This is a genomic window from Marinobacter vulgaris, assembly GCF_003344045.1.
GTDB classification, from domain to species: domain Bacteria; phylum Pseudomonadota; class Gammaproteobacteria; order Pseudomonadales; family Oleiphilaceae; genus Marinobacter; species Marinobacter vulgaris.
Genome location: NZ_QFWX01000009.1, coordinates 54,487 through 72,219, shown reverse-complemented (window position 1 = coordinate 72,219; position 17,733 = coordinate 54,487). Strand labels below are relative to the sequence as shown.

Genomic DNA, 17,733 nt, shown 5'->3' with positions numbered 1-17,733 from the left:
CGCAACGCCCCACCAAAACCACGCCTGACGTTGACTTATCTCTGCCCTTGATCAAATTATATTCAGATCTCGACAACGAGATGCACTGACTGCGACCATCTAACAATCAAAAACCAACCGTCAGCGCAGGGAAACCCCACACGATTGCCCCGGATTGCCTGCAAGGCGGATATCGGCACAACCTGTTAGGTCGAGCCGCAGTTTGACAACAAATACAACACCAAACTGTAGGTGCAACAATGAAACAATGGATCAAGGCATTCACCGTGCTGCTTGTGCTGGCATGGTCGGCGCCGACAATGGCCTGGTGGTGGGACTCCACTCCCTCCGACTACACCGATACCCGCTATCCCGTTGTGCTGGTTCACGGCATGTTCGGCTTCGATTCCATCGTCGGTGTCGACTACTGGTACGGCATCGCCGAAGACCTGCGCCGTTACGGTGCGGATGTTTACACCACCCAGGTCCCCGCCCTGGACAGTACCATTGCCAGGGGTGAAGCACTTCTTCCCCAGGTAGCGTCAATCGCAGCCATCCATGGCAAGGTCAACCTGATTGGCCACAGCCATGGCGGCCCCACAGCACGGTATATCGCGAGAGTGCGGCCGGATCTGGTAGCCTCGGTCACCTCAGTCGGTTCACCGCACAAGGGTTCTCCAGTGGCGGACCTGATCTACGGTTCCCCGGCCGAGAGTCTGGCGGCATCGCTGGGAGACGCCCTTGGCGGGCTGATCGACCTGCTTTCCGGTGGCGGCTACAACCAGGACCTGCGCTCCAGCCTCTATTCCCTGACTGCTGAAGGCAGTGCTGAGTTCAATAGATTTGCACCCGCGGGCATTCCCACCACCGCGTGTGGTCAGGGGGCCTATTCGGCCAACGGAGTGCGTTTCTATTCCTGGGGCGGAACCGGCGTTCTGACCAACGCCTTTGATCCGTCCGATGCGCTGTTGGGAACCACCAGTCTGGCATTCGGTTTCAGCGCCAACGACGGCCTGGTGGGACGTTGCAGCAATCATTTTGGCAGGGTGATCCGCGACAACTATTTCATGAATCATCTGGACGAGGTGAATCAGGCGCTGGGCCTGCATAGCCTTTTCGAGACAGATCCCAAAACCGTGTACCTGCAGCAGGCAAACCGGCTCCGAAACGCCGGCCTTTGAGTCCGGGCCAGTAGTGTGGCCCGGAAGTCGGGGGCGGGCATCCGTTCCCGCCCCCGACTTCAGAAGCTCAGCTCAACGCCGATCATCCCCTCACTGCGGCTGTAATCGTATCGATCAATGGTACTGCGGTTATCCAGCGTAGTGAACTCTGCCAGCACCAGCCATTGGCCACTAAGCCGGTACTCCGCCAGCAGCACTCCCCGCAAACGATTGTCCGTGCGCCGCTGGTTGACAACCCCCGTGCCTGATATCAACTGATGATCATCCCTGTAACGGGAATGGCGGATATCACCGCGGGCTCCCATCGATAGCCTGCTGGACACATAGTAACGGGCTTCAGCCGATACCAGCTTGCGTACTGGTGAGACACTGAAAAATTGCTGCCGGGATGCCAGGTCCTCCCGATCGTTGACTTCGAGCTGATACCCGCCCCTGAACAGCCAGCTTCCCCAGCCTTTCCAGGCGCTGAAATCCAACTGCAGCATTTCCCCATCGTAGGCACTGAAATCACGTCCGCCCTGAATAGTGGAAACCGATCCGCTGGCACTGCAGTCAATCCCGGCCACGATGGACGTGAAAACACATTCGTCAGGGTGGAAAACGACCTCAAGGCGAACCTCCCGCTCCAGAACGTCTCCGCCGAACCAGGAGCTCGCAAGACTCAGTGTTGACGTCAACTCGCCCGCTCCGAAACCTTCCAGCCAGGAGGCTCCGGTACTGAGGTAGCTGGTGTCGAATTCGGTATTACCGGGATATGCGCGGGTGTAGGCGACACCCTGCAGGCGAAAACTTCCGTCACCGAAACGAGCATTCCCCACCGCCAGCAGGTCCGCAAACACTCCCGATTGATTACTGGAGGCATCATCCGGTGCTCCGGCGATATTGTCATCATAGCCTCCGGCAACCAGGAGGTACCCGCTGCCATCGGTAGTGACAGACCGCTCGGGGGCCATCCCGTCAAGCTGTCGCAGAGCCAACCGGCGCAACGTGTCCGGTGAAGCCGGGCCAGCGGCCTGTTGGAACCATCGGCGGGCAGCATCCCTCTGTCCCTTCCCCTGCATGACAAGCCCGAGGTTATAACGGGCCAGGGGCGCGTGGCGCGTGTCCAGCAATTCCAGGAAAACAGCTTCGGCCAGATCATGCTGGCCCAACTGGAAGTAGACCACACCAAGATTATAGACCAGGGACGAAGTATTCAGGCCAGCGTCTCTGGCCCGCTCGAAATGCGCACGGGCAGCCGACAGGTCGCCCTCTTCGAATGCCGCCACGCCGGACTCAAAATCAGCACTTCCCCCTGGCTCTTCCGCCATTAACGCGGGCGCCAGCACCATCAGGGCAACGAAAATTGTGGCGAAACTTGAGAGCCGCAAGCGTTACTCCGCAGATACCTTGGGATTCCCTGCCCGCTTTGAAAAACAATCGGGCACAGGGCGATAAAACCGGGAGTATAGCAAGGGGCGAACGAATCCGTCCCAGAAGAGGAAGGTTACGGTGAGGATAACGGTGCCAGTCGGGGTCGTTACGGGCGCTCAGGGCGTCCAGGGCTATCCGGCCTCGCGGGGCGTTCTGAGGTATCTGGCCGTTGCGGCCGTTCCGGGCGACTGCGCTGCTCGTTGCGCTCGCGGACTTCCCGTGCCCGCTCCGCCGCGGAGCGGGCCGCCTCGCGTCCCCGGTCTCGTGCTTCAGGGGCATTATCCGCGGCTCGCGCCGCACCCGGCGAAGCGGCAGCCCTGCCCGCCTCGTCCCCACGGCGTTCCAGGGCGACCGGGTCATTGAGCTCTATTTCGCGAACAACGGATTCGGTCAGGTCGTCATCGTCGGTCACCATTCGCATGGTGACACCCAGGTCATCGTCGGCAAGAGCCACTGATGGCGTCGCCAGCAGCAACCCGAGGCAGCCAAAAACAACAACGCCATGCCTGGTTAAGGGTTTCATGAAGAGGGCTCCGGTTTTCCATTCGCCACCGACCCATCGAGGCTGGTACGGAACGTCTGTGTTCTGCGACCGTCGTCGAGATGGGCGATCAACTCGCCCTCACCGGGGAACAGTATATTGAGTGGAAGGTTGACCACATTTTCACCTTTATCCAGGTCCACTTTCCAACTCAGCTTTTGATGGCCCGGATAGCGTGAGACCTCTACATGGGGAGGTAACTCCACGGTCAGGGTAACCCCCTCAAGCGCCTCTCTGGTACTGAAGGCAAGCCGGACATTGCGCACCGGAAGCGCCACGGCCGCAGTCGCGCCACCGCCCGCCTGATCCGATCCGGAAAGCGCCAGATCGGTTTCAGGCCCGGTTTCTGTTTTCCATCCGAATCCCAGAGCAATACCGATCACCAGAGCAGCGGCAATAGCACCACCGGCTACTGGCGTGCTCCAGCCATGGCCGGAAAAACCGCTCCGGTCCCGCCCGGCTTTTTCGGTGGCTGCTGCCAGAACCCGCTCTTCAAAACCGGGCGATGGTCCTGGCACGGACTGGCTATGGCACACAGCGTCTGATATTGCCTCTTCGTTATGCGCGGCGATGGAGCAGTCGTTACACGCGGCAAGATGCCGCTCAACACGGCTGGCCTGCGCCGCAGAGAGCTCGCTCCTCACCCAGGAACCCAGACTGTTTTTACATTCGTTACACAACATGCCCATCACCTCATTGTTCCACACGCCCGGCCTGCGGAAAAAGTTCCGGTCGCTCAAGCAGTTTTTTCCTGAGCGATGCCCGGCAACGATGAACTCTCGACTTCACCGTTCCAACCGGTATCCCGAGCACCCTTGCGATGTCTTCCTGGCTCCAGCCATCCACATCATGCAGCAGCATCAGTGTGCGCATATCCGGCGACAGTTCCCTGATAACGGCGTCCATAATGGGCTTCAGGCGGCCGGCACTGATCTGTTCGGTCAGTTCGGGCATGTCTGCGGCATAGGAATCAAGAAACGTGGCCTGGTACCCGGGCTCGGCCACATCACTTACCGGCCGGTCAGCGCGACGGCCCTTGCGTCGTACCTCATCGATGAAATGTCGGTACAGCACCCGATTGAGCCAGGGCCTCAGCTGTTCAATCGCCTCCAGTTCTTCAAGACGGGGGTAGAGTTTGGCCACCACATCCTGAACCAGGTCCTCGGCATCCTGCTGCTGTCCGGACAATCGGTAGGCAAAGCGGTACATAGCCTCCAGGTGGGGCTGGACCAGCTTTTCAAATCGTGACGGCTTTGCCGGCCGCCTGAAAGGAATCAATGCCAAAATGCTAATCCATGAAAACTCGATAAAACCGGCTTAAACCAGAAAAAGTAGCGGCACGCGCTGAACCCGCCCACTGACACACAATGCCCACATATACACTCTGTAACAAGCAACCGGAACCTCTGACCAAAACCCGGCGTTATACCCGCAGGCATCGGACTCCGCATCAGGGTAAGGGAATCTCGCCATCATACCAACAACGTTGGACAACCAGTTCATCGAACAGCAGTACTGGAGATAAACCATGAATAACGCATTGATCAAGGGTTTTGGCATCACCGCACTGGCGGCCGCTGTAGCAGCCTGTGGTGGTAGTGGCAGCAGCGACAGTGATTCTACTGGCACCATGTCGCTGGGCTTGACAGATGCTCCGGTTACCGACCTTACTGAAGTGAATCTCAACATCACATCTGTTGAGGTAAAACCTGCTGAGGGGAAAAGTGTCACAGTTCAAGTTGAAACTGAAGACGGCGAGACTTCGCTTGACATCAACCTTCTCGATTTCCAAGGCGGAAAGGTTGTCCAGTTATTTGAGCGCCAGGAATTTCCCGCTGGTGAATATGAGTGGATACGTTTGCACCTTGGCGACAATCCATACGTCAAAGAGGATAACGCAACTCCCGATACCGAGGTTGATCTGTTTGTTCCTTCCGGCTTCCAGACTGGCCTTAAGCTTCAGGGCGGTTTCATAATTCCATCAGGAGGCTCTGCAGATTTCACGATTGACTTTGACGTTCGCAAATCCATCGTCAATGCAGGTGAAAGGGGCACCGGAGATTCAAAATACATCCTGAAACCTGCCCATCGCCTGATCGATAATACTGAAGCTGGCTCAATCATTGGCGATGTCGACTACGTAAGCATCAATCAAAATGACGCTCTGGTCGCCTGTTATTACGAAGGTTCAGTGTATGTCTACAGCGGAGACATTCCTGCAGAAGAGCTGACGGATCTGAATTCTGACAATCTGGACTCCGAAGAGGGGCCTTTACTATCCGTCCCGGTTGAAGACGAAGATCTGGATGGAATCCATAGCTTTAAGGCCGCCTTCCTTCCTACAGGTGAATATACCATCGCCTACTCGTGTCAGAATGATGACAACGAATCAAAGGAAACGCTTGAGTTCCATGGCCGTCAGACCGTGACCGTTGTGGCAGATGTGGAAACCGAAGCGAAAACTATCCCGCTGGCTCAGTAATATATAGCCAGTGCCGGAAGACCCCCGCCTCGCAGCGGGGGTCTTTCTTTTACAGGGCTCCGGCCCGATCCTCCGCCTGATCCGCCCCGGCCACATTCCCACGGGCACGCCGAATATCTGCCAGCAGCATCCATCCTGAACGCTGTAATGACGTATCACTGCCCGCCAGCGACAGGCCTTTCAGGGTGAACTGCTCCGCCGAACCCAGCTGATCCAGGGCCACGTAGGCCTCCGACAGCTTGAAATAGACCTGTGCCGAGCGTGGCGCGATCCGCTGCGCCCGTTCCAGCTGCGCCACCGCTGCCTGGGCGTCGCCAGCGGCCATGAGGCTGTCAGCACGCTGGATGAGGCTTCTGGCGGCGGGAGAGATTGCGTCGCCCTCATCCTGGTAACTCGGCGCGCTGTACTCTGGCTCGCTGACTGGCTCGTCGGGTTGCTCGCTTTTGCGCTCTACCCTGGGCTCGTCCCGTGTCTCGCTGGTCTGTGGCGGCCGCGGCGCCTCGTCCGGGGACGAGGAACCACCGGCCGGTACATAAATGGAACCGCCCCCCGGACCCGAGGCACAACCAGCCACCATAAGCGCCAGGGCCATCAGGCCCCCGTATCTGAACATGTTCATTTTCATTGGAAGAGTCCTTCAAACCAGCCCCGTATCTGCCGCTCCAGTTTACCACCGCAGGAAACCTCCACATCAGGTTCGCTACCGGTGATGAATGGCATCAGGCGTGCGTTTTCACAATGTTCCGCGGTCAGAGCGCCTTTGGCGGGATCGACCCAGTGGTATTCCACCCCATCAGGCACCACCGGCGAAAATCCGTGTTGTGGAACCTGGGCCATAAACCGCGACCAGACCGGCAGCGCACCGGTGGCACCGGTCAGTGAGGTGGGCCCATTATCGTCCCTGCCCACCCAGGTAACTGCGAGCAGGTCGCCGCTGAAGCCGGCGAACCAGGAGTCGCGGCCATCATCGGTGGTTCCGGTCTTGCCTGCAAGCGACAGATCCCGGGACACCGTGCGGTAAGCGGAACGCCCGGTTCCCTCCTGCATGGTTTCCTGCATCACGTACTGCACAAGGTGCACGGCCGCCGGGTCCGCCACCTGGTCCACTTTCAGGCTGTAGCGGGACAGAGCTTCGCCTTGCGCGTCGGTAACCTGCCGAATGGCTCTCAGGGGCGTATTGAAGCCGGAGGTTGCCAGCCCCTGATAGATCTGGGCAACGGTTACCGGCGTCATGGGCACGGAGCCCAGCAGCATCGAGGGGTATTCGGATATACCCCCTGTCACACCAAAACCCTGCAGGGTGGACTTCACTGCATCTATACCGACATCCAGTCCCACCCGCACAGTGGGCAGGTTATAGGAATGGGAAAGCGCCTTGTGCAGGGGCACCTCCCCGCGCTCCTCTTTATCGTAATTTTTTGGCTCCCAGCGGCGCCCATCGTCAAACACCAGGGAAAACCCCTTGTCCTCAACGGGTGTAATCAGGGTGTAGCGGTCAGGTTGCTGCAGTGCCGTGAGATAGACAAAAGGCTTGACCAGCGAACCGATGGGACGGCTCGCATCCACGGCGCGATTGAAACCAGCGTACTTGGGGTCGCGGCCGCCCACCAGGGCCAGCACCTCGCCGCTGTCCCGTGAAGTCACCACCATAGCCGACTCCAGGGTGGCATCAGAGCCACCCTCCATCCGGCTGAGCATATCCCCGACAGAGAATTCCGCAGCGTACTGGATTGCCGGGTTCAGTGTCGTGAAGATCCGCAGTCCTTCGCTTTGCAGGTCTTCCTGCTTGTAGTCCCTTGCCAGGTGGCGGCGCACCAGGTCGATGTAGGCCGGGTAACGGTTTTCCGAATACGAGGCCCTGTCGGTTACGCCCAGTGGCTGGGCACGGGCCCGGGCGGCTTGCTCCTCGCCAATGAGACCGGTTTCGGCCATAACATCGATCACCAGATTGCGCCGGGAAAGCGCGCGTTCGGGATGGCGGCGGGGGTTGTAGTAGCTTGGTCCCTTTACCAACCCGACCAGCAGCGCTACCTGATGGGGCTCGATGTCGCGAATGGATTCACCAAAATAGAACTGGCTGGCCAGCCCGAAGCCGTGGATGGCACGGGTGCCTGCCTGACCCACATACACCTCATTGAGGTAGGTTTCCAGTATGTCGTTTTTCTCGTAATGCAGTTCCAGCAACAGCGACATCAGCGCCTCGTTGCCCTTGCGCAGCAGCGTCTGCTCCCGGGTCAGGAAGAAGTTTTTCACCAGCTGCTGGGTCAGGGTGCTGCCTCCCTGCACGATCTGGCCCGCCCGGATATTGGCGAGCATTGCACGGGCAATGGACAGGGGCGCAATTCCGAAATGATCGTGGAAATTGCGGTCCTCGACTGCCAGCAGCGTGTCGGTAAACAGATCCGGCAAGTCTGCCAGCTGCACCAGTACCCGGTCTTCATTATGGGCCGGGTAGATGCCGCCGATCTGGGCCGGCTCCAGGCGTACAATGGGTGAAGAGTCTCCCGATAGCACCCTGAAATCCCGGACCTGGTCACTATAGATGGTCAGTGACAGCCGCCTGCGGGGCTCCAGCCCATCGGTAAACCGGAAGCCCCTGGTGCTGATCGTGAAATGCCCGCCGTTGCGCCGATAGGTCCCTGCGCGACTGCCGTCGCCGACGCGATAACCGGACAGCTCCAGTTCCCGCTGCAGCGCACCAGAGCTGACACTGGCACCGTCGTAAAGCTCCAGCGGTCTGGCATAGACCCGCGACGGCACCTCAAAGCGACGCCCCTCGAAGCGGGAGGTCACCACCGCATCCAGGTAGACCATCCAGCCGGCAAGCAGCACCACACCAATAAAAAATACGCGGAAAAACAGCCGCCAGAACCAGGGCTTGCGGGCACCCTTGCCTTTGCGATTGTTCTTTTTCGGAGACTTGCGGGGAGAGGCAGATTTTTTCATGGCGGGATTATAACGAATCGGGCCAGGCGTGCGGCAGGCCATCCGTGTGTTATTTCTGTAATCTGGCCGTTATGATAGGTGCATTAAAAATCAACGAGTTCAAGGAACCCGAGGAGAGAGCCGTGAGCGACGCAACATCCGACAACCTGATTCTGGCACTACAGGATCCGGCGCTGTATGACCACCCGGTGAAAGAATTTCAGGTTTTCGAGACGCACATCTCATGGGTCATCCTGACAGGCGAGTTTGCCTATAAAATCAAGAAACCCATGGACTTCGGCTTCCTGGATTTCTCCACCCTGGAGCGGCGCAAGTACTTCTGCGAGGAGGAACTTCGCCTGAACCGCCGCCTTGCCGATAACCTTTACCTGGAGGTTCTGCCCATCACCGGTTCGGCCGACGCGCCGGAACTTGGCGGCCAGGGCGAGGCTTTCGAATACGCCATTCGCATGCGCCAGTTCGATCAGAATGACCTGTTCGACGTGCGACAGGAGAACAGCAAGCTGACGCCGGAACTGCTCACCAGCCTGGCCCGCCAGGTTGCGGACTTCCATGACAGGCAGCCACCGGTCACCCCCGGCAAGCCTCTGGGAACACCCGAGGCGGTCTATGCCGGCATGCAGGAAAACTTCGACCAGATCCGGCCGATGATTGACGATGAGGCACTGTTACTGCAACTGGACAACCTGGAACAGTGGACCCGCACCACCTTCGAGCGCCAGTCGGCGCTGATTGCCGAGCGCTACGAGGACGGCTTTGTCCGGGAATGCCATGGCGATCTTCACCTGGCCAACATTACCGTATTCGAAGATAAGGTCACAGTGTTCGACTGCATAGAGTTCAGCGAATCCTTCCGCTGGATTGACGTCATCAACGACCTGGCTTTCCTGCTGATGGATCTGGAATCCCGGCGTGAGCCGGAGCTGGCCAACCTGGTGCTCAACACCTATCTGGAGTACCGGGGCGATTTCGACGCCCTGCCCCTGTTGCCGCTGTACAAGGCGTATCGCGCCATGGTGCGGGCCAAGATTGCGTTGTTTACCATGGGCAATCCGTCACTGACCGACGCCGACAAAGAGGGCCTGATGCAGAAGTACCGGGATTACGCCCAGCTGGCAGAGGATTACAGCATCATTCCCAACCCCTACCTGCTGGCCACCACCGGCCTTTCCGCCAGCGGCAAGTCCCTGGTGAGCCACTCCATGGCCGCCGAGCTGGGGCTGATCCGCCTGCGTTCCGACGTTGAGCGTAAACGGCTTTTCGGGCTGGGGCCGCTGGCACAGAGCAAGTCGCCCACCGGCGGTAACCTTTACACCGAGGAGGCCAACCAACGCACCTACCAACGCCTGGCGGATCTTGCCGGAAAATTGCTGGCAGGTGGCATGCCGGTCATCCTGGACGCCGCCTGCCTGAAACACGCCGAGCGCGAGATGCTGGCTGACGTTGCCGAAAGCCGGGGCATGCCGTTTGCCCTGATCCATTGTGAGGCGCCCCTTGAGAGCCGACGGGAATGGATCCGCAAGCGCTCGGGCGACGCCTCCGAAGCCACCGAGGAGCTGCTTGAAGTCCAGGAAACCTGGTTCGAGCCGCTGACCGCTGAAGAGAAGGCGCACACGATCCACCTGCACACGGACCAGGAACATGTGGCCGAGGCGGTTGCCGATCGTATCCGCCAGCATTTCGGCCTGTCCCATTAGGGAAGACCAATAGGCGGCAGAGGGGTTCCGGTCAGGCTTCCAGCATGACCGGAACCGCCTCCACCAACGAAATAGACCCGTCGGGGCCTTCAGCGCCCGACAATGCAGCCCGGTAGGCCAGCAGCTCAACCCCCGCGGCGGCGGCTTCGCGCAACAGTTCGCCGTAGGTCCCATCGATATGGTCCGCCGGACGAACACTGGTTATGCCGGTGTGATTGACCACAAAAAACAGCACCGCCCGCTCTCCGGCGCGGGCCTGGGCCATCAGTTCCCGCAGATGTTTCTGGCCCCGTGTTGTCACCGCATCGGGAAAATAACCCCGGCCGCCCTCACACAGGGTTACGTTCTTTACCTCTACCCAGGCGTCTGCAAGGCTTTTGTGAGCGGACAGGTGAAGATCGATCCGGCTTTTTTCGGCACCATACTTCACCTCTGTCCTGCAGTCTGCGTAGCCCGCCAGTTCCGGCACGACTCCCCGTTCAATCGCTTCACGGGCCTGGTTGTTGGGCCTTGACGTATTGATGCAGGCCACCTCAGCCGGAGCCGTCTCAACCAGCTCCCAGGTGTATTTCAGCTTGCGTTTCGGGTTGTCGCTGGCGCTCAGCCAGACCCGCGCATCCGCCGGCTGGCAGCCGAGCATGGAGCCAGTGTTGGGGCAATGGGCAATCACCTCAGTGCCATCCGGCAACAGGACATCAGCAAGGAAACGTTTATAGCGGCGGATCAACCTGCCTTCGATCAGCGGGGCGGGTAACTTCATTCATGGCTCCCTACTAAAGTTGTTGTCACAAGGCTGGCGCCCATGGGGCTAATCTGCTATTTTCCGCAAATTCCCGTTTCAGGGCGAGTGCTTTTCAGGATTATAAGAGGCCGTATTCAATGGCAAATACTGCAGCACAACCACGCGAACGTATTACCAACTTCACCCCTTATGAAATGAAAAAGGGTGAAGAGTACATGAGTGCTGAAATGCTTGAGCACTTCAAGCAACTACTTCTGCAGTGGAAGCAGGAGCTGATGGAAGAAGTGGATCGCACCATGCACCACATGCAGGAGGACGCGGCAAATTACGCGGATCCCAGCGACCGTGCAACCCAGGAAGAGGAATTCAGCCTGGAATTGCGCACCCGTGACCGCGAGCGCAAACTGATCAAGAAAATTGACCAGACCATCGACCGCATCGACAAGGACGACTACGGCTTCTGTGACCAGTGCGGTGTCGAAATCGGCATCCGTCGCCTCGAGGCACGCCCGACCGCCACGCTTTGCATTGACTGCAAGACTCTCGCCGAAATCCGCGAGCGCCAGACTGGCATTTAATGCCTGCTCACCGATTACGCTGATCCCGGAACCGGGGTCAGCCGTCAGAGCCCATGACTGAACGCCTCTACCGGGGCCGATTTGCGCCCTCCCCGACCGGACCGCTGCACTTCGGCTCCCTGGTCACCGCTGTTGCCAGTTTCCTGGAGGCTCGCAGCCATGATGGCACCTGGCTGGTGCGGATTGAGGATCTCGACCCCCTGAGGGAGTCACCGCATGCCAGCGAACAGATACTGGCAAGCCTCGAAGCACACGGCCTGCGCTCCGACGAGCCGGTGCGCTTTCAGTCCCATCGCCATACCCACTATCAACAACTGATTGACCGGCTGCTGGAGCAGGGGCTTGCCTACCGTTGCACCTGCTCCCGCAAGCAACTGCGGGAGCATGACGGCCGGCACCCGAACCACTGTCGCCAGGGCCATGCCCGGCCCGGGGAGCGTCCATTCGCTGTACGCTTCGCGCTGCATGATGAACAGAGCCAATGGCAGGACCAGTTACTGGGGCCCCAGTCGCAGGCCGTCCATGCCGAGCTGGACGACCCGGTTATCCTGCGTAAGGAAGGTTTCTACGCCTATCAGCTGGCGGTAGTTGCCGACGACATTGACCAGGGCATCACCCACGTGGTCAGGGGCTCGGATTTGCTGGACATGACAGCGCAGCAACAACAGATCTTCCATGCCCTGGGCTCTGCCCCGCCCCACTGGATGCACATTCCGGTCATTCTCAATGCCCAGGGCCAGAAACTCAGCAAACAGAACCATGCACCGGCACTGGATGACGGGATTGCGAAGGCGAATCTGGAACAGGCCCTCGCCGCCCTTGGTCAGGACCCCGGTTTGTTGTCGGAAGCAGCGGACATCGATACCCTGCTCAGGCTGGCAGCAGCCAACTGGTCGCCCGAGCGGATTCACCTGACAGCCCGGTGAACGACATGTTATAAAGCTTCTCTCAAACGACAGTGCGGATATCATGCCCGATGTATATCTACCGTCTGGTCTTCCTTCTGGTTCTGGCCATCTACATATTTTCCCCCAACATTCTTGACTGGTGGACCTCGCCGGAGAATGCCTGGTACAGCCCGTACCTGATATGGGCCGGCCTGATCGCTATCGGCTTCTGGCTGGAATGGCGCCGGGATCCCAATGAGTTTTAGCGCCCCCGGGCTGTTACTCGCCAGTCTGCTTTACCTGATACTGCTCTTCGGCATCGCCTGGATTACCGAAAAGGGGATTTTGCCCCGCAGCTGGGTCAGGCACCCACTGGTCTACACACTGAGCCTCGGCGTCTATGCCGGCATCTGGGCCGTCTACGCGGCCGTGGGCATGGCCGCGGAATCCGGATTCGGCTTCCTGGCCTACTATCTTGGTATCAGCGGCGCCTTCCTGCTGGCGCCGGTGCTGCTTAACCCGGTCATGAGAATTGGCCGCGCCTACCAGCTTACGTCCCTTGCCGATCTGTTTGCCTACCGCTATCGCAGTCAGTGGGCCGGCACCCTGGTTACCATCTGCTCCGGCACCGCCATACTGGCCCTGCTGAGCATGCAGATTCAGGCGGTGTCGACCTCCGCCAGCCTGCTGGCACCCGATACCTCTCCGCGGCTGATCAGCGTGCTGTTCAGCATTACGGTGGTCCTTTTCGCCATGCTGTTCGGCACGCGCCGCAGCCAGGGATCGGAAAACCACCAGGGCCTGGTACTGGCAATTGCGTTCGACTCCCTGGTCAAGCTGTTTGCGCTGCTGACCCTGGGCGGCGTGGTCCTGTTTGGCGTATTTGGCGGCCTTGGCGGCCTGGAAACCTGGCTGGCAGAAAAGCGAACGCCGATCAGTTCAATGACCATGAGCATTGATGACGGCAGCTGGCGGGCACTGATGCTGATGTCGTTTGCCGGCGCCCTGGTACTTCCCCACATGTACCATATGACGTTCAACGAAAACCCCTCTCCCAAAGCACTGGCAAAGGCGAGCTGGGGCCTTCCCCTTTACCTGCTGTTACTGGGCCTGCCGGTACCGCTGATTCTATGGGGTGGCCAGGCCCTGGCAGCCACCACCGGCGCGGACTTCTACGCCATTGGTATCGCCCAGGCACTGGGCAGCCCGGCACTGACCCTGCTGATGTACATTGCCGGATTGTCCGCCGCCAGCGGGCTGATGATTGTCAGCACCCTGGCACTGGCGGGCATGGTTCTGAACCACGCGGTACTGCCCCTGCGCACCCCGAAAGACCAGGGTGATATCTACCACTGGCTGCGATGGGTTAAACGGTTGCTGATTGCTGCCATCATTTTCGCGGCACTGCTGTTTCACGAAACCCTGGGCAAAAATCTTGACCTGGCGATTCTGGGGGCCATTTCGCTGTCTGGCATGCTGCAACTATTGCCCGGAGCACTGGGGGTCATCTACTGGCCGGAGGGCAACCGCCGCGGGCTGATCGCGGGGCTGGTTACAGGGCTTGTTATCTGGGCTGTCACCCTGGTGCTGCCATTTTCCCACACCGCAAACCTGCTGGAGTTTCTTGGTGCCCCGCTGGTTCCGGACTACAGCAACTGGCACATCTTTACCTTCGTCAGCCTGACCGCAAACGTCATCGTGTTTGCGGTGATGTCCGTCCTTAGCGCCAGCACGGCCGAAGAAGCCAGCGCCGCCGAAGCCTGCTCACTGGGAGCACTTTCCCGCCCCCAGCGCCGGGAATTACTGGCCACCTCCTCGGGAGATTTTGTGCGGCAGCTGGCGGTTCCTCTGGGGTATAGCGCAGCCCGACGGGAAGTGGACCGGGCGTTGGCCCAGCTGAAGCTGCCCAATGTGGAATACCGGCCCTACCAGCTCAGGCGGCTTCGTGACCGGGTCGAAGTGAACCTCTCCGGCTTGCTGGGCCCTGCCGTTGCGAGGGACCTGGTTAAAAGACACCTTGGTTACAAGCCCATGGCAAGTGGCGGTACAGCCCAGGACATCCGTTACGTGGAGCGGGCACTTGGCGACTACCAGAACCGGCTGACGGGGCTGGCCGGCGAACTGGACAATCTTCGCAGACACTATCGCCAGACCCTTCAGAACCTGCCCATACCCGCCTGCTCGGTGGGTGAGGATGGCGAAATCCTGATGTGGAACAATGCCATGGAAACCCTGACCCGTATTACCGCCGATGACGTGGTGGGGGCGAAGCTGATGGCACTGCCGGAACACTGGCACCTGTTACTGGATGACTTTAACAGCGGCGAAGAGTTACATCGATACAAGCACAGGCTGGATCTGAAAGGTCGTCCCCACTGGCTGAACCTCCACAAGGCTGCCCTGAGCGGTCCTGATCACACAGAGGGCGGCAGCATTATCCTGGTGGAGGACCAGACTGAGACCCGGTTGCTGGAAGACGAATTAATGCACAGCGAGCGACTGGCATCCGTGGGCCGGCTTGCTGCCGGCGTTGCCCACGAGATTGGCAATCCGGTCACCGGCATCTCCTCTCTGGCCCAGAACCTGAAACTGGAAACCGACGACCCCGACATCCTTTCCACCGCTGAGCAGATCCAGCAACAGACCCGGCGGATATCCACCATTCTCCAGTCGCTGATGAATTTTGCCCGCACGGGCAACCACGCCCATGCAAACCGCTACGAACCCGTGGCCATCCGCCGCTGCATCAATGAGTCCATCAACCTGCTTTCCCTAAGCGATAAGAGCATGGGCGTTCTCTATGTCAATGACTGCCCGGAAAACCTGTTGATCCTGGGCGACGAGCAGAGGCTGGTTCAGGTGTTTATCAACCTCCTGGCCAATGCCCGGGATGCCTCGCCCATCGGCGGCAAAGTTCACATCAGTGGAAACCTCGACGGTTACTCCGCTATCATCGAAGTCACTGACGAAGGGTCTGGAATACCAACAGAACAACTGGACCACATCTTCGAGCCTTTTTACACCACCAAGGCCCCCAACAAGGGAACCGGCCTTGGGTTATCACTGGTATACAGCATCATTGAAGAGCACTACGGCAACATTCAGGTGGACAGCCCGGCGAATGCTGATCTGGGCCGGGGAACCCGCGTGCGCTTGAGGTTACCCGCCTACGAACCGGACGCCGGAAACACCATCAGCCAGAACTAAGGGTCGTAAAACCGTTATGCCTCGTATTCTTATCGTCGAAGATGAAGAGATAATCCGTTCAGCGGTGCGCAAACTGCTCACCCACGCAGGCTATGAAGTCGCGGATGCGGAATCGGTGGAAGAAGCGGAAGCCAACCATGACCCCGCCAGCTTTGATCTGATCATTTCCGACCTGAGGCTCCCCGGGGCTCCCGGCACGGAACTGATCAGGCGCGCACCGGACACCCCGGTCCTGATCATGACCAGCTATGCCAGCCTACGTTCCGCCGTGGATTCCATGAAAATGGGCGCAGTCGAATACATCGCCAAACCGTTCGACCATGATGAAATGCTGGAGGCGGTCGAGAGCATTCTGGCCCGGCAGCCAAGACCAACCGGCGCCACAGCCGAAAACCCCGAAAAGGTTCCCTTTGAAAGTCATCCGGACAGCGATCCCGCCGCCATCATGTTTGGCGATTGTGATGCCATGCAAAAAGTCTTCACACTGATTCGCAAGGTAGCACCGACCGAGACCACGGTCCTGATTCAGGGCGAATCAGGCACCGGTAAAGAGCTGGCGGCAAGGGCACTGCACCTGATGAGCCCACGCGCAGCCAACCCGCTGATTTCGGTCAATTGCGCCGCCATTCCCGAAAGCCTGATCGAATCGGAGCTGTTCGGCCATGAAAAAGGCTCCTTTACCGGTGCGGTTTCCGCGCGCACGGGCCTGATCGAAGCTGCAGACGGCGGCAGTCTGTTTCTGGATGAGATCGGCGAACTTCCGGCCGAAGCCCAGGCTCGCCTGCTGCGGGTGCTCCAGGAAGGTGAGATCCGCAAGGTAGGCTCCACCCAGAGTCGTCAGGTGGATGTACGCATGATTGCCGCGACTCACCGCAACCTCAAGGCGATGACCCGGACCGGCGAATTCAGGGAAGACCTGTTCTATCGCCTGAATGTCATGCAGGTGCGCATTCCGCCCCTGCGGGAACGCCAGGCAGATATCCTGGGGCTGGCCCAGCGTTTCCTGAAGCGTCAGGGCGAGAAAATGGGGAAGCCCAACCTGAAGCTGACACCAGAGGCCATGCGGGCGCTGGAGAGGCATCGCTGGCCGGGCAATGTCAGGGAGCTGGAAAACGCCATCGAACGGGCAACCATCCTCTGCGACAACGATCTGATCACCCCATCTCTGCTGGACCTCGATGGTGAAGGTGGCGACGTAAACATCCCGGAGTCCCTGGTTGAAGGCAATAATGAGCAGACGCTCTCGCGAGAGGCTGAATCAACCAGTGATCTTTCCCTTGAAGACTATTTCCAGCACTTTGTTCTTGAAAACCAGGAGCGGATGAGCGAAACGGAACTCGCTCTGAAACTCGGCATCAGCCGGAAATCGCTCTGGGAGCGGCGCCAGCGCCTGGGCATCCCCCGCAAGAAGACCTCAGGCAACTGACAAAGACGGATCGAGTCCGGGAAGTTGTTACCTTAAAAACTGAACCCACGCTCATTTGTTACCACGTGTTCCCCACGGTAACACTCTCGATCTAAAAAGCGGCCACTCAGTAACACTTCGGACTTATACGTACTTCTTCGAAGACGTCCCAAAAAACTAACTGACTGTTAAGAAAGGGATTTCAAAAACTGGCACACGGACTGCAGTCTATATAGCGCACAACAACAAAAACAACAGTGATCACGCAGCGTCAAAAACAAAGACAAAAAGCTGTAGAAAACGTTCGGTAACAAAAACAAATACAGAACGTGAGCGAACTGAGTGTTTTGGGTACTTTGCTTTTTAGTGGTCCCATGACACGTGCGGGTTGTAGATGTAGACAAGAATCGTCGTACAGACGCCACTGCATTTACCTTATGGCCTGCTCGATGTCTTTGACTGCTCTGTGTATTCAAAGCTTTCCGTTTGCACTGCTGATGTCCCTGAATTTGGGGATTGACAGTGGGGTAGAACAACGAAGAATAATCCCGGTAAAAACAAAAACAATGCAGATCGTCAACGCTTTCAGGGCGGATTCGTGAGAACGGATCCGCCTTTTGATGTTCTGGGCCAGCGGTTTTCCACACCGGCCGCCTCCACCCCTCCACTGGCAGT

The 17,733-nt window shown here is 58.8% G+C and carries 15 protein-coding genes; 8 read left to right on the top strand and 7 right to left on the bottom strand.

The window, feature by feature from the left end; all coding sequences use genetic code 11:
- Positions 1 to 239: 239 nt before the first annotated feature.
- Positions 240 to 1,160 (top strand): lipase family alpha/beta hydrolase, encoded by a 921-nt coding sequence (locus tag DIT71_RS16830; protein WP_114614393.1) that lies wholly within the window; start codon positions 240 to 242, stop codon positions 1,158 to 1,160.
- 59 nt (positions 1,161 to 1,219) lie between these two features.
- On the opposite strand, the gene DIT71_RS16825 is transcribed toward DIT71_RS16830, so the two are convergent.
- The 4 genes from DIT71_RS16825 to DIT71_RS16810 all read right to left on the bottom strand — a co-directional run bounded on the left by DIT71_RS16825 (position 1,220) and on the right by DIT71_RS16810 (position 4,398).
- A complete protein-coding gene (locus DIT71_RS16825) occupies positions 1,220 to 2,530 on the bottom strand; it encodes a tetratricopeptide repeat protein (RefSeq protein ID WP_114614392.1) in 1,311 nt (436 codons plus the stop codon).
- A gap of 149 nt (positions 2,531 to 2,679) precedes the next feature.
- On the bottom strand, positions 2,680 to 3,096 hold the full coding sequence (locus DIT71_RS16820) for a hypothetical protein (protein WP_227538185.1): 417 nt from the start codon (positions 3,094 to 3,096) through the stop codon (positions 2,680 to 2,682).
- Positions 3,093 to 3,854, bottom strand: coding sequence for an anti-sigma factor family protein (locus tag DIT71_RS16815; protein WP_144114512.1), 762 nt, complete (start codon positions 3,852 to 3,854; stop codon positions 3,093 to 3,095). Before DIT71_RS16815 ends, DIT71_RS16820 begins: the two co-directional genes overlap by 4 nt.
- A complete protein-coding gene (locus tag DIT71_RS16810; RefSeq protein WP_114614390.1) occupies positions 3,808 to 4,398 on the bottom strand; it encodes an RNA polymerase sigma factor in 591 nt (196 codons plus the stop codon). Before DIT71_RS16810 ends, DIT71_RS16815 begins: the two co-directional genes overlap by 47 nt.
- A 244-nt stretch (positions 4,399 to 4,642) precedes the next feature.
- Between DIT71_RS16810 and DIT71_RS16805 the strand changes: the two genes are divergently transcribed.
- A complete protein-coding gene (locus tag DIT71_RS16805) occupies positions 4,643 to 5,596 on the top strand; it encodes a DUF4382 domain-containing protein (RefSeq protein ID WP_114614389.1) in 954 nt (317 codons plus the stop codon).
- Positions 5,597 to 5,645: 49 nt separating this feature from the next.
- Here the strand turns inward: DIT71_RS16805 and DIT71_RS16800 are convergent, their stop codons facing one another.
- Together DIT71_RS16800 and mrcB are read right to left on the bottom strand one after the other, a co-directional pair.
- Complete coding sequence (locus DIT71_RS16800) at positions 5,646 to 6,221, bottom strand: tetratricopeptide repeat protein (RefSeq protein ID WP_114614388.1); 576 nt, start codon at positions 6,219 to 6,221, stop codon at positions 5,646 to 5,648.
- On the bottom strand, positions 6,218 to 8,542 hold the full coding sequence (mrcB, locus tag DIT71_RS16795) for a penicillin-binding protein 1B (protein ID WP_227538184.1): 2,325 nt from the start codon (positions 8,540 to 8,542) through the stop codon (positions 6,218 to 6,220). The genes DIT71_RS16800 and mrcB overlap by 4 nt, the downstream gene beginning before the upstream one ends.
- 71 nt (positions 8,543 to 8,613) lie before the next feature.
- On the opposite strand from mrcB, the gene DIT71_RS16790 reads away from it, so the two are divergent.
- Entirely contained in the window at positions 8,614 to 10,239 is a 1,626-nt protein-coding gene (locus tag DIT71_RS16790) for a bifunctional aminoglycoside phosphotransferase/ATP-binding protein (protein ID WP_199491042.1), read from the top strand.
- 31 nt (positions 10,240 to 10,270) lie between these two features.
- Here DIT71_RS16790 and sfsA read toward each other — a convergent pair whose 3' ends face one another.
- Positions 10,271 to 10,999, bottom strand: coding sequence for a DNA/RNA nuclease SfsA (gene sfsA / locus DIT71_RS16785; protein ID WP_114614386.1), 729 nt, complete (start codon positions 10,997 to 10,999; stop codon positions 10,271 to 10,273).
- Positions 11,000 to 11,118: 119 nt separating this feature from the next.
- On the opposite strand from sfsA, the gene dksA reads away from it, so the two are divergent.
- Genes dksA through DIT71_RS16765 form a run of 5 tightly spaced genes read left to right on the top strand, consistent with a single transcriptional unit; the run spans position 11,119 to position 17,079 of the window.
- Positions 11,119 to 11,559 (top strand): RNA polymerase-binding protein DksA, encoded by a 441-nt coding sequence (dksA, locus tag DIT71_RS16780; protein ID WP_114614385.1) that lies wholly within the window; start codon positions 11,119 to 11,121, stop codon positions 11,557 to 11,559.
- Between the two features lie 53 nt (positions 11,560 to 11,612).
- Positions 11,613 to 12,485, top strand: a complete 873-nt coding sequence (gluQRS, locus tag DIT71_RS16775; protein ID WP_114614384.1) for a tRNA glutamyl-Q(34) synthetase GluQRS — start codon at positions 11,613 to 11,615, stop codon at positions 12,483 to 12,485.
- Between the two features lie 50 nt (positions 12,486 to 12,535).
- Positions 12,536 to 12,712, top strand: coding sequence for a hypothetical protein (locus DIT71_RS18050; protein ID WP_167363236.1), 177 nt, complete (start codon positions 12,536 to 12,538; stop codon positions 12,710 to 12,712).
- On the top strand, positions 12,702 to 15,653 hold the full coding sequence (locus tag DIT71_RS16770; RefSeq protein ID WP_114614383.1) for an ATP-binding protein: 2,952 nt from the start codon (positions 12,702 to 12,704) through the stop codon (positions 15,651 to 15,653). The genes DIT71_RS18050 and DIT71_RS16770 overlap by 11 nt, the downstream gene beginning before the upstream one ends.
- A 16-nt stretch (positions 15,654 to 15,669) precedes the next feature.
- On the top strand, positions 15,670 to 17,079 hold the full coding sequence (locus DIT71_RS16765) for a sigma-54-dependent transcriptional regulator (protein WP_114614382.1): 1,410 nt from the start codon (positions 15,670 to 15,672) through the stop codon (positions 17,077 to 17,079).
- Positions 17,080 to 17,733 lie beyond the last annotated feature (654 nt).